General features: G+C 66.6%; 12 protein-coding genes. All 12 read left to right on the top strand.

Annotated features, from left to right (window positions below; translation table 11 throughout):
* On the top strand, positions 1-713 hold a 713-nt coding region (locus HA052_RS16920; protein ID WP_166452778.1), incomplete at its 5' end, for a 2-deoxy-5-keto-D-gluconate 6-phosphate aldolase domain-containing protein.
* A complete protein-coding gene (gene iolD, locus HA052_RS16915) occupies positions 710-2,566 on the top strand; it encodes a 3D-(3,5/4)-trihydroxycyclohexane-1,2-dione acylhydrolase (decyclizing) (RefSeq protein ID WP_166452777.1) in 1,857 nt (618 codons plus the stop codon). The genes HA052_RS16920 and iolD, both read left to right, overlap by 4 nt.
* Before the next feature lie 14 nt (positions 2,567-2,580).
* Positions 2,581-3,501, top strand: a complete 921-nt coding sequence (gene iolE / locus HA052_RS16910; protein WP_166452776.1) for a myo-inosose-2 dehydratase — start codon at positions 2,581-2,583, stop codon at positions 3,499-3,501.
* Complete coding sequence (gene iolB / locus HA052_RS16905) at positions 3,498-4,307, top strand: 5-deoxy-glucuronate isomerase (RefSeq protein ID WP_166452775.1); 810 nt, start codon at positions 3,498-3,500, stop codon at positions 4,305-4,307. Before iolE ends, iolB begins: the two co-directional genes overlap by 4 nt.
* A 558-nt stretch (positions 4,308-4,865) precedes the next feature.
* Positions 4,866-5,723: a hypothetical protein gene (locus HA052_RS16900; protein ID WP_166452774.1), complete on the top strand. Its 858-nt coding sequence runs from the start codon at positions 4,866-4,868 to the stop codon at positions 5,721-5,723.
* The gene (locus HA052_RS16895) at positions 5,720-6,775 is read left to right on the top strand and encodes a hypothetical protein (protein WP_166452773.1); all 1,056 of its coding nucleotides are present in this window, start codon (positions 5,720-5,722) and stop codon (positions 6,773-6,775) included. The genes HA052_RS16900 and HA052_RS16895 overlap by 4 nt, the downstream gene beginning before the upstream one ends.
* Positions 6,776-6,985: 210 nt before the next feature.
* Positions 6,986-8,281, top strand: a complete 1,296-nt coding sequence (locus HA052_RS16890) for an aminopeptidase P N-terminal domain-containing protein (RefSeq protein ID WP_166452772.1) — start codon at positions 6,986-6,988, stop codon at positions 8,279-8,281.
* Positions 8,282-8,324: 43 nt separating this feature from the next.
* Entirely contained in the window at positions 8,325-9,488 is a 1,164-nt protein-coding gene (locus HA052_RS16885) for an FAD-dependent oxidoreductase (RefSeq protein WP_166452771.1), read from the top strand.
* Positions 9,489-9,499: 11 nt separating this feature from the next.
* Positions 9,500-10,651 (top strand): UbiH/UbiF family hydroxylase, encoded by a 1,152-nt coding sequence (locus tag HA052_RS16880; RefSeq protein WP_346774568.1) that lies wholly within the window; start codon positions 9,500-9,502, stop codon positions 10,649-10,651.
* Between the two features lie 24 nt (positions 10,652-10,675).
* The gene (locus HA052_RS16875; RefSeq protein WP_166452769.1) at positions 10,676-11,410 is read left to right on the top strand and encodes a DsbC family protein; all 735 of its coding nucleotides are present in this window, start codon (positions 10,676-10,678) and stop codon (positions 11,408-11,410) included.
* Between the two features lie 96 nt (positions 11,411-11,506).
* Entirely contained in the window at positions 11,507-12,232 is a 726-nt protein-coding gene (locus HA052_RS16870) for an energy transducer TonB (RefSeq protein WP_166452768.1), read from the top strand.
* Between the two features lie 129 nt (positions 12,233-12,361).
* Positions 12,362-12,622 carry an acyl-CoA-binding protein gene (locus HA052_RS16865; protein ID WP_019101840.1) on the top strand — a complete coding sequence of 87 codons (261 nt, stop codon included), beginning with the start codon at positions 12,362-12,364 and terminating at the stop codon, positions 12,620-12,622.
* Positions 12,623-12,812: the final 190 nt, after the last annotated feature.

Here is a 12,812-nt window from a genome sequence, read left to right as displayed (position 1 = left end):
GGGTGCTGATAGACGAGCGCTACGGCGCCGACGCGTTGTACGCCGCCACCGGCCGCGGCTGGTGGGTGGGCCGGCCGGTGGAGCTGCCAGGGTCCAATCCGCTGGTGTTCGAGCAGGGCCGCGCGATGGCCGGGGCGCTGGCCGCCTGGCCGCGCGAGCAGGTGATCAAATGCCTGGTCCAGTACCACCCGGACGATGAGCTGGACAACCGGCTGGAGCAGGAGGCGCAGGTCCGCGCGCTCTACGACGCCGCCCAGGCCAGCGGCCACGAATTGCTGCTGGAAATCATCCCGTCCAAGGATTTGCCGCGCGCGGACGACACCGTCTACCGCGCGCTCAAGCGCCTGTACAACCTGGGCATTTATCCGGACTGGTGGAAGCTGGAGCCGCCCACCGCCGCGCAGTGGCCGGCGCTGGACGCGCTGATCGCCGAGCGCGATCCCTATTGCCGCGGCGTGGTGTTGCTGGGATTGAACGCCCCCTTGGACGTGCTGCGCCGGGGCTTCGCCGCCGCGCGCGCCAGCCGCAGTTGCCGCGGCTTCATGGTGGGTCGCAGCCTGTTCCAGCGGCCGGCCGAGCGCTGGCTGGCCGGCGAGATCGACGACGCCGGCCTGGTGACCGAGGCCGGCGCGCGATTCGCCGAACTGGTGGCGGTGTGGCGCGAGGAACGCGGAGCGGCCGGCCGCGCGCTCAGCGAGGAGGGCGCGCGATGAGCACGATTCGTTTGACCATGGCCCAGGCGCTGGTGCGCTATCTGGCCGCGCAACGGGTGGAGCTGGACGGCGAGGAGCTGCCGCTGTTCGCCGGGGTGTGGGCCATTTTCGGCCACGGCAACGTCGCCGGCCTGGGCGAGGCGCTGCAGCAGGCCGGCGACAGCCTGCCCACCTGGCGCGCTCATAATGAGCAAGGCATGGCCCACGCGGCCATCGCCTACGCCAAAGCCCATTTCCGCCGCCGGATGATGGCGGTGACCAGCTCCATCGGCCCCGGCGCCACCAACCTGGTCACCGCGGCGGCGCTGGCTCACGTCAACCGGCTGCCGCTGCTGCTCTTGCCCGGCGACGTGTTCGTGTCGCGCGCGCCGGACCCGGTGCTGCAGCAATTGGAAGCGCCGCAGGACGGCACCTTGTCGGTCAACGACTGCCTGCGGCCGGTGTCGCGCTATTTCGACCGCATCGTCCACCCGGCGCAGCTGCTCACGGCCTTGCCGCGCGCGCTGGCGGTGCTGACCGATCCGGCGCAGTGCGGGCCGGCCACGCTGGCGCTGCCGCAGGACGTGCAGACCATGGCCTGGGACTATCCGACGGACTGGTTCCGGCCGCGGCTGTGGCGCATCGCCGCGCCGCCGCCGGAACCGGATGTGCTGGAGCGGGCGGCGCGGGCGCTGGCCGCCGCGCGGCGGCCGCTGATCGTGGCCGGCGGCGGCGTGCTCTACAGCGCCGGCGGCGCGGCGGCCTTGCGCGCCTTCGCCGAGCGCCACGGCGCGCCGGTGGCCGAAACCCAGGCCGGCAAGAGCGCCTTGCCCTGGGACCATCCGCTGCAATTGGGCGCGATAGGCGTCACCGGCTCGCCGGCCGCCAACCGGTTGGCGGAACGGGCTGACTTGGTGCTGGCCCTGGGCAGCCGTTTGCAGGACTTCAGCACCGGCTCCGGGCAGTTGTTTCATCAGGCGCGGCTGCTGAGCGTCAACGTCAACGCGCTGGACGGGATCAAGGCCGACGCCGTGGCTTTGACCGGCGACGCTGCGCTGTGCCTGGACGCGCTGTCGGCGCGGCTGGACGGCTGGCGCGCCGACGCCGGCTGGAGCGGCGAGGCGCGCGCGCTGGCCGAGGACTGGCGCGCGGAGACGGCGCGCGTCACCGGCCAGCGACAGCCTCGCGGCCTGCCTTACGACGGGGAAGTGATCGGCGCGGTGCAGCGCCACCCCGGCTCCGAGCGCGACGACATCGTGGTCTGCGCCGCCGGCACCCTGCCGGCCGAGCTGCACAAGCTGTGGCGCGCGGCGACGCCGGGCGGCTACCACCTGGAATACGGCTATTCCTGCATGGGCTATGAAATCGCCGGCGGTCTGGGCGTGAAGATGGCGCGGCCGGAGCGCGAAGTCATCGTGATGGTGGGCGACGGCAGTTATCTGATGATGAATAGCGAGCTGACGACTTCGGTGATGCTGGACCGCAAGCTGATCGTGGTGCTGCTGGACAACCGCGGCTACGGCTGCATCAACCGCTTGCAGCAAGCCTGCGGGGGCGCGCCGTTCAACAATTTGCTGGACGACTGCCGCCAGGGCCGCCACGGCGCGCCGCGGGTGGATTTCGCCGCCCATGCCCGCGCGCTGGGCGCCGAGGCCGAACATGTAGCCGACATCGCCGGCCTGGAGGCGGCGCTGGTCCGCGCCCGCGCCGCCGAGCGCAGCTATCTGATCGTGATCGACACCGATCCGGCGCGCACCACCGAGGCCGGCGGCTGCTGGTGGGAAGTGGCGGTGCCGGAGGTGTCGGAACGGGCCGAGGTCCGCGCCGCGCGCCAGGCTTATGAAGACCGGCTGCGCCGGCGTCAATACGAATAGCGGGGAACAAGGCAATGCATGCATTCGATGTGAAAATCGGCATCAATCCGATTTCCTGGAGCAATGACGACCTGCCGTCGCTGGGCGGCGAGATTTCGCTGGAGCAGGCGCTGGCCGAAGGCGCGGCCATAGGCTACCGCGGCTTCGAACTGGGCAATAAATTCCCGCGTCAGCCGGAGGCGCTGGCGGCGGCGCTGGCGCCGCACGGCCTGCAATGTGTGTCCGGCTGGCATTCCGGCCGGCTGGCCGAGCGCGGCGTGGATGAGGAAATCGCCGCGGCGGAGCCGCATCTGCGGCTACTGGCCGCCAGCGGCTGCCGGGTGATGGTCTACGGCGAAGTGGCCCAGGCGATACAGGGCCAGCCGAGGCCCTTGAGCCAGCGCCCGCGCTTTGGCTCGGAGCGGCAATGGCGCGACTACGGCGAGCGGCTGAACGCCTTCGGCCGCCATCTGCAAAGCCACGGCCTGGCGCTGGCTTACCACCACCATATGGGGGCCTACGTCGAAACCCCGGACGATGTGGACGCGCTGATGGCGGTCACCGGCCCGGAAGTGGGCCTGCTGTTCGACAGCGGCCACATCGCCTTCGCCGGCGGCGAACCGCTGGCGGTGCTACGCCGTCATATCGGCCGCGTGGTCCACGTTCATTGCAAGGACATCCGCCCGCAGGTGGCGCGGCTGGCGCGCAACCGAGGTTGGAGCTTCCTGGAAGCAGTGCTCAACGGCGTGTTCACCGTGCCCGGCGACGGCGTTATCGATTTTGAAGCCCTGCTGCGCACGCTAGCCGAGCACGGCTATCGCGGCTGGCTGGTGGTGGAGGCGGAACAGGACCCGGTGGTGGCGCCCAGCTACCGCTACGCCGAGCTGGGCTTTCGCACCCTGGCCGGCCTGGTGGCCGCCATCCGCGCCGGCGCGCCGGAAAGGAGTTGCGCATGAATCAGCCTGATTTGCGGGTTAGAGCGGCGGCCGGCCGCGTCGCCGCCGATGTGACGCCGGCCTCCGCCGGCTGGCGACATGTCGGTTTCCGCGCCTTGCGCTTGGCCGACGGTGAGGCGGAGGACTGGCTGCAAGCGGAACGGGAATGCTGCGTGGTGGTACTGGCCGGCGTCGTCGACATCGTCGCCGGCGAACAGCGCTGGCCGGGCGTGGGCGGCCGCGCCGACGTGTTCGACGGGCAAGCGCCGTGGGCGGCTTATATTCCCGCCGGCTGTGCGTTGCGCATCGTCGCCCGCGGCGCGGCCGAAGTGGCGCTGTGCTCGGCGCCGGGCCGGCCGCTGATCCGGCCGCCGCGGCTGATCCGGCCGCAAGACATGACGCAGAGCGTGCGCGGGCAGGGGAGCAACACCCGCTACGTCACCGACATCCTGCCGCAGCAGGCGGAGGCGGACGGCCTGCTGGTGGTGGAAGTGCGCACCCCGTCCGGCCATTCGTCCAGCTATCCGCCGCACAAGCACGACCGCGACGCGCTGCCGGCGGAGAGCCAGCTGGAGGAAACCTATTACCACCGGGTGAGCCCGGCGCAGGGCTTCGTGTTCCAGCGCGTCTACACCGACGAGCGCGATCTGGACCAATCCCACGCGGTGGAGGACGGCGACGTGGTGCTGGTGCCGCGCGGCTACCACCCGGTGTGCGTGCCGCACGGCTATGAATCCTACTACCTCAACGTGATGGCCGGGCCGCGCCGCGAATGGCGCTTCCACAACGATCCGGCGCATGAGTGGATGCTGTCCGCCGCCACTTGATAGCGTGTTAACGATCTCACACTTGCTCGCGAGATTTTGAACTGCTTCTTGTTGGGTAGGCGTTTGCATGGCGGCGGGGTACTCCCCGCCGTTTTTTGGGATGACCATGGCGAAAAGCATAAGCGGACAAGGCACCGCCATGGCATGGCGGCGGTCTTGGGTCGCATTGCTCATGACATTTAGGATTAATCCTATATTGCCGCTCTGTCTCTCAGCTTAAGGTATTCAACTTCTTCGCGTGTTCAGCCGGGGAAGTCGCCATGCCGCCACAATATCGCCATCAGATTACCATTCCCGCTTGCTGGGCGAGTCCATGTGCGCCGGCCGCGTTCAGCTCATTCCCCTTTCCTCGACAAAGTGCTGGACCTTTTTTGCACCGCAACCACGATCTTATTTGGCTCATCCTTTCCCTGCTCCAAGTTCCACAAATTCGCCTGCGGGAAACTGTATGCGGGTATGGGAGACAACATCACAGAGCCGGAGTAATTCCAACGTTATTAACAGTCGCTACGCCAAATCCCAACTCAAGATCGTGTTTGAGCCACAAGGAGAATAAGCATGGACTTCTGGATTACCGGCGAAGGTGTGACCCAGGCCGCCAGCCTGGCCAGCTACACCGCCATCCACTTCCCACGCCAACTCAGCCGCGTCCGCCTCAAGCGCATCCCGTTTTGGGGCAAGGGCATTCTGCAACAGGGAGGGGCCATCCAGGACAAGCCCCGCGGCCCCGGCCACTACTGGGTGGAAATTGACCACAACGATCCCAACACCAAGGAAAGCTATGGCTGGTATCCGGCGGCGGATATCACCGGCATGGAGAGCAAGAAGGATCAGCTCAGCGCAATGTGGGATGTTGAGGGCTGCATCAATGGCGACTCTAAAGCTCGCCGCGCGGCAGATAAGAAAAGCCAGGAGAACAAGAAAAAGTATGAACTCCTGGCTGGTCGCGGTATCGGTCATCAGCCCTACCCTTACGACCCCAACCACGGCAACCCGGATGCCCGCAGCGTCCAGCCGCTCTACCTGGGCTTGACCGACCAGCGCGCAGAGACGGCGGTGATAGACGAAATCCGCGCCTTCGCCGCCGCTTACAAGGATCAATCCGGCGGCCGCTGGAGCTATCGGCTGGACAGCTTCGGCGAAAACAACTGCCACACCTTCATCTGGCGCTTGCTGCACGACTGCCAGCTGATTGATCTGGAATTGTTGAACGCCGACATCGACCCCCACTTCGACAAGCTGCGTGGCCTGGTGCTGAAGGAAGCTGCCAAGGGTGCGGTCTTTGGTGGACCCGGCGTCATCGTCGCCACCACCACCAGTACCGCACGCCGGCTGATCAAGCCTGACTATGTTGACCAACTGGTAGCACACACCACCATGACGCGCGACGAGCTGAAGCGCCGGAACTGGTTATGAAGATCTGGCAAAAAGCCTCACTGATCGGCGTTCTGCTGCTCATGTTGCTGGGCCTGCTTGGCTATCACATTCAACAATACCCGGCCGTCCGATGGCTGGTTTTATGGATACTCCCCATGAGCCTTAACTACACCACTGACTCCAACGGCGAACGCCTGCATGTCAATACCCCGTACTACGTGCGTGAAAGTCCCCGGACCTTTTCTACAGATTACTTCGTCGGGGAAATTCAGACTTTAGAGGCGACGGAGCAGAAAGACGGCTACACCCAGATTGCTATTAATCAAAGCCAAAAAATCGCTTATCGAAAGGGCAGCAGCTATAAACGCGAACCCTTTACTGGCCCCATCGACTATGAGCGCTTCGGCATCAAGGTCAACGGCATCTATTTCTTCGGCCTGGATGCGGATGGCCAGATCAACCGGCTGCTGACCATAGAACAGGCGCTATGGGAGCCGATTTATATCAAGGCGGACATCTTTGTTGCTGAAGTGCGTTCAGCCGAACGAGTCACCCGAACAGATATTGGCGCGGTTCATTTCAGCTACAAGTCCGACGATGGCCTACGTCAAGGAATACGTGGTTTCTATGTTGAATCAGATGGTCGCAAACGCTCTTGGCTATCCACTTTCACCGAGCAAGGCAGAGACAAAACTGACCATGAAATCAATTACCAAGCCAAAACAGAACCCTTCACCGCCGACATCCCCCTTAAAATCCTCCGCATCAAGACCGATGGCCGCTATCTGCTCGGCGTTCTGCCCGACAACAGCGCCGGTTTCCCACGCCCGGAACTCGATGCACTGGCAGACCAGCGCCACATCGAACTCTGGGTAAAAGATGGCCAGATCTATCGCGCAACGTTGACCACCTATGTCGTCACTGGCGAGAAATGGACCTTCTACAACGACAAAGGCAATTTAGAGCGGCGTAACGGCTACGACATCGAGAATGGCCGCAAGGTGGAATGGGCGCAAAAGCTTGATCGGACCATAGGCCAACGCGGCGGCGAATGGGTGCCTCCGAGGCTGCAAGATGAGCAAGAGAATTGAACATCGGGGAATCTTAAGCCGCTCTGCTGTCTGGTTCGAAGCGGAGAAGCGGTTTCGCGGCCCACATACCGCTTTCCAGCGAGCCACCGGCTTGGAGCGCTGAGTCGGGCATGGACCGGGCCTTGCCCGGCGGCGGGGCTTGGGTTGGCGCGGGCGGCGGTGTAAACTGCCGCTTTTACGACCGCGCCGGTCTCTTGCCTGGATTCCGCCATGCCCACGCCTCATGCCGCCCGCCGCGCCCGCCTGCTGTCCGCCCTGGGCGACGCCGTCGCGGTGCTGCCCACCGCGCCGGAAGCGGTGCGCAACGCCGATAATTTCTATCCCTATCGCCCGGACAGCCATTTCCTGTACCTGACCGGCTTCGCCGAGCCGGAAGCGGTGTTGGTGCTGGACGGGCGCAGCGGCAAGTCCATCCTGTTCTGCCGCGACAAGAATCCGGACATGGAAATCTGGGAAGGCTTCCGCCACGGGCCGCAGGCGGCGGCCGAGGCTTTCGGTTTCGACGAGGCTTATCCCGTCGCGGAGCTGGACGCGCGGATGCTGGAGCTGCTGTCCGGCTGCGGCCGGCTGTGCTGGAGCCTGGGCCGCGACGCCAAGTTCGACGCGCGCGTCAACGGCTGGCTGGACAGCCTGCGCCAGCGCGCCTACCACGGCGCGCCGGCGCCCAGTTGCTACGGCGACGTGCACGCGCTGCTGGACGAGATGCGCTTGATCAAGGACGACAGCGAGATCGCGTTGCTGCGCCGCGCCGGCGAAATTTCCGCCGCCGGCCATGTGCAGGCGATGCGCGCCGCCCGGCCCGGCCTGCATGAATACCAGATCGAGGCGGAAATCCTGCACGCCTTCGTCAGCCGCGGCGCTCGCCAGCCCTCCTACGAGAGCATCGTCGCCGGCGGCGCCCATGCCTGCACCCTGCATTACTGCGCCAACAACGGCCTGCTGCGCGACGGCGAGATGCTGTTGATCGACGCCGGCTGCGAGCTGGAAGGTTACGCCGGCGACATCACCCGCAGCTTCCCGATCAACGGCCGCTTCAGCGGCCCGCAGCGCGACGTCTATGAAGTGGTGCTGGCGGCGCAGGCGGCGGCCATCGCCGCGCTGGGGCCCAAGGTGCCCTGGAACGCATCCGGCGACGCCGCGCTGGCGGTGCTGGCTCAGGGCATGCTGGACCTGGGGCTGCTGCAAGGCAGCGTGGACGGGGTGATCGAATCCGGCGCTTACCGCCAGTTCTACATGCACGGCATCGGCCATCTGATCGGCCTGGATGTGCACGATGTGGGCGCGCGCAAGCGCAACGGTCTGTGGCGCGCTTACCAGCCCGGCATGTGCGTGACGGTGGAGCCGGGCTTGTATATCCGCCCGGCGGACGGCGTGCCGGCCGCCTTGCACAATATCGGCGTGCGCATCGAAGACGACGTGCTGATTACCGAGCAGGGCTGCGAGGTCTATACCGGCGGCGTGCCCAAGCAGATTGATCAGATCGAAGCGCTGATGAACGAGAATTGAGTATCCGGAGCCTGTGTCCCGAGGAAACAGGAAGGAAGCAGACATGCAGCAACAGACAAATGAACATGCGGACGTGGTGATCATAGGCGGCGGCCCGGTGGGGGCGCTGGCCGCGCTGCGGCTGGCGCGCGCCGGCCGCGAGGTGACGCTGGTGGAGGCCCGAGGCCGCGACGAGGCGGTGCGCGACGCGCGCGCGCTGGCGCTGTCCTGGCACAGCCGCGAGCTGCTGCGCGAAGCCGGCGCTTGGCCGGAGGCTTTGCCGGCGTCCTTGATCGACAGCGTGCACGTGTCGCAGCAAGGCGCTTGCGGCCGCACCCTGTTGCAGGGCGAGGACGTGGGCCTGCCTCACCTGGGCGCGGTGGTGGACTACCCCGCGTTGGTGGCGGCGCTGGGCGGCGCGCTGGAGCGAGCCGGCGTGCGCGTGCTGTGGCGTCACCGGGTGAGGGAGGTCAAGAGCCTCAGTCATTACGCGGTGGTGACGGTGGCGTCCGACGCCGGCGAGAGCGTCTTGACCTGCCGGCTGGCGGTGATGGCCGAGGGCGGCGCGCTGGCGGAAAGCCTGCCCGGCGTCAAGCGCCTGAGCCACGATTACCGCCAGTGCGCGGTGCTGGCCGAGGTGCGCACCGAATTGCCGCCCAAGGGCGTGGCCTACGAGCGCTTCGCCCATGACGGGCCGTTGGCCCTGTTGCCGCACGGCGACGCTTATATGTTGGTGTGGACCCGCAGCGCCGAGGACGCCGCCCGCTTGCAGGCTGCGGACGACGCCGAGGTGGCCGCCGCTTTGCAGCAGGCCTTCGGCGAGCGCCAGGGCCGCATTCTGAGCGTGGGGCCGCGCGCGGCGTTCCCGCTGGCGCTGAAGCAGCTCAACCGCGTGGTCAGCGGCCGGGTGGCGATGATAGGCAACGCCGCGCAAACCATGCACCCGGTGGCGGCGCAGGGCCTGAACCTGGGCCTGCGCGACGCCGCCGGCCTCAGCGCGGCGCTGGCCGGCGCGGCCGATCCCGGAGACGCCGCCGCGCTGGCGGCCTATGCCGCGTCGCGACGGGTGGACAGCCACGCGGTAGTGGGTTTCACCCATGGTTTGATTAAATTATTCGACGGCCATCATCCGGTGGTCAGCGCCATGCGCAGTGTCGGCCTCAGCGCGCTGGACGCGTTGCCGCCGCTGCGGCGCAAGTTCGCCAGCCATTTGGTGTTCGGCGTCTGATGGGAGCGGATGTGAAAGCATTGCAGTACGATGTGATCGTCGTGGGCGGCGGCCTGGTGGGCGCTAGCCTGGCGCTGGCCTTGGACCGCGCGGGCAAGCGAGTGGCCTTGCTCGAAGGGCGGCCGCCTCAGCTAGAGGGGCTGGAGCAGGGCTGGGACGCGCGCATCTACGCGGTGAGCCCGGCCAACCGCCGCTTCCTGGAGAGCCTTGACGCCTGGCCCGGCGCCGAGCGGCTGGGGGCGATTGAAGCGATGGACGTGCGCGGGGACGCCGGCGGCCGCATCCAGTTCGCCGCCAGCGACGCCGGCGAGCACGCGCTGGCCTGGATTGCCGAAAACCGCTGGCTGCTGGCCGCGCTGTGGCGGCGTCTGGCGACGTCCGGCGTGGATTGCCTGGCGGGCATCAAGCCGCAGGCGCTGCGCGCCGACGCGCTTGGCGCGGCGTTGACGTTGGACGACGGCCGCCGGCTGAGCGCCGCCTTGCTGGTCGGCGCGGACGGCGCCAACTCCTGGGTGCGCGAGCAGGCCGGCCTGGACGCCAGCGTCAAGCCTTACGGCCAGAGCGGGGTGGTGGCCAATTTCGATTGCGAACGCCCGCACGGCGGCGTGGCGCGGCAATGGTTCACCGGCGACAGCATCCTGGCCTGGCTGCCCATGGCCGGGAACCGAATTTCCATGGTGTGGTCAAGCTCTGATCCCGAGCGTTTGCTGCAACTGTCGCCGGAGCAACTGGCGGAGACGGTGGCCGCGGCCGGAGGACGGGCGCTGGGCGCATTGGCGGTCATCACTCCCGCGGCGGCGTTTCCGCTGCGCTTGATCCAGCCGGAGCGGGTGGCGGCGGAGCGGGTGGTGCTGGTGGGCGACGCCGCCCACACCGTGCACCCCCTGGCCGGCCAGGGCGTGAACCTGGGTTTCCAGGACGCGGCGCAATTGGCCGCCTTGCTGGCCGGCGAGCGCGACGCCGGAGACTGGATGCTGCTGCGTCGTTACGAGCGCCAGCGGCGCGAAGCGGTGAAAACCATGCAGTTGGGCTGCGACGGCCTGTTTCAGCTGTTCCAGGCCAAGGCGCCGGGTCTGCCTTGGTTGCGCAATACCGGCTTGAACCTGACTAATTGCCTGAAGCCTTTGAAGCGGCAATTCGCTCGCCAGGCAATTGGTTACTGAACCTTCCCTTGAGGATAAAGATTGATGAAGAAGAACCTGAAGTCCCTGGCGCTGGGCGCCTCCCTGATGATGGCGCTGGCCGCTTGCTCGCAAGCCGCCGGCAGCGGCAACGCCGGCGACGTGAAAAAGGCGTTTGAAGGCCGCTTCCCGGGCAAACCGGTCAAGGCGGTGACCGCCACGCCGGTGAAAGGCATTTACGAGGTGGTGGTGGACAATAAGCAGGTGGTGTACACCAATGCGGACGCCAGCTATCTCTTCGTCGGCGATCTGATCGACGCGGTGAAGAAGGAAAGCCTGACCGAGAAAAAAATGGCCGAGCTGAACAAAGTGGATTTCAAGGCGCTGCCGTTCGAATACGCGCTGAAGGAAGTGCGCGGCAAGGGCGAGCGCAAGCTGGCGGTGTTCTCCGATCCGGACTGCCCGTTCTGCAAGAAGCTGGAGCGCGAAGGCCTGAAGAATCTGGACAACGTCACCATCTACACCTTCCTCTACCCGCTGTCCCAGTTGCACCCGGACGCTATGCGCAAGTCCAAGCAGATCTGGTGCTCGCCCGACAAAGTGGCGGCCTGGTCCGGCTTCATGCGCGACGGCAAGCCGCTGACCGGTCCGGACAATTGCGACACTCCGCTGGAGAAGATTCAGCAACTGGGCGAGAAGCTGGGCATCACCGGCACGCCGGGCCTGATCTTCGCCAACGGCCAGCTGGTGCCGGGCGCGATCGATGGCGACGATATCGAGAAGCTGCTCAACGCCAAGTGAGCGCATGAGCCCATGCGCCGCTAGGCGGGTTTCCACGGCCTGTTCCTGCGTCCTCGCGACGCCGGCTCAGGCCGTTGTCGCGATTGGAGCGCGGCGGTGACGGCGCGGCCGGGCTGGAGCGCGCGCTGGCGCGGCCTGTCCAACGGCGACCGCATCTTGCTGGGCCTGTCGTTTTCGCTGACCGTGCATGGCCTGGCGATTTTGGCTCCGTGGCCGGTGGGCGGCGCGCACGGCGCGCCGGCGGGCTTGAGCGTGCGCCTGACGGCGGCGCGGCCGGCGGCCAGGCAGCCGCCGCGGCTGGAGCCGGCCGCCGCGCCGCCGGCATGGACCGCGCCGCGGGCGGAGCAGACTCTGCCGGAGGCGGCGCTTGGGGCGGAACCAGAACCGGAGCCGAGGCAGAGCGCCTCGGCGCCAGCCGCCGAGCTTCCCGCCGCGGCGTCGGCGCCCCTTGCCGAGGCCGCGCAGCCGGGAGACGAACTGCCGCAGCGTCTGGGTCTGGACCTGTATTATCCAGCCAGCCAGCTGGAGCAACTGGCCGTGCCGCTGCAGCCGATCGAACTGCCTGAACTGGCCGATTTGACGGGTGTGGCGGTCCGGATCGAATTGCGCGTCTATATCAATGAACGAGGCGAAGTGGATGCGGTGCAATGGGTCAGCGCCCAGCCGGCCGGCAGCGAACAGCCCTTGCTCGATCGTTTTCGTCAGGCCGGGTTTTCGCCGGCGCGCAAGGATGGCATCGCGGTGAAGAGCTATAAACGTATTTTGATTGAGTCCGAACCTGGCGACGGAGCGGCTTCGCCGCCGCAGCCCGGACAGCGCTGACGGTGTGGGCCTGCGGGCTGACCGCAGCGCGGGTTCGTGGTAAATTCCGCTCTCCGGCACTGGCTGCCGGCGGCTAACATCTCCAATCAGGGGCGCACCAACGTCCCGGTCTTCAACAAAGGAATTCCCATGTCTGATCTGCAGACTCTGTTCACCCAGGCCCAGGCCGATGTCAAGACCCTGTCCGAGCGTCCGGACAACCAGACTCTGTTGCAACTGTACGCGCTGTTCAAACAGGCTACCGAAGGCGACGCCGCCGGCGAACGCCCGGGCATGATGGACTTCATCAACCGCGCCAAGTTCGACGCCTGGGAAAAGCTGAAGGGCAAGGGCAGCGACGAGGCGAAGCAGGAATACGTGGATGTGGTGAAGCGCCTGCTGGAAGAGTAAGAACCTGTTTACGATCTGCTGCGCGTCGGCGATACGGCGTTGAAAACCGGCTCAAAATGCTCATGTACCACGTGTACATTCCGCTTTTTCTCTCGTTTTCGCCTTGTCTCGCCTTAGCTCGCGAGATCGTAAACAGGCGCTAAGCCGGTCGCGGCCGACCCCTGCCGCCGAAACGGAGCGCCCGCGGGCA

The sequence above is a fragment of the Chromobacterium fluminis genome (genome assembly GCF_011602385.1).
Taxonomy (GTDB): domain Bacteria; phylum Pseudomonadota; class Gammaproteobacteria; order Burkholderiales; family Chromobacteriaceae; genus Chromobacterium; species Chromobacterium fluminis.
This window is presented reverse-complemented; position numbering and strand designations above follow the sequence as displayed.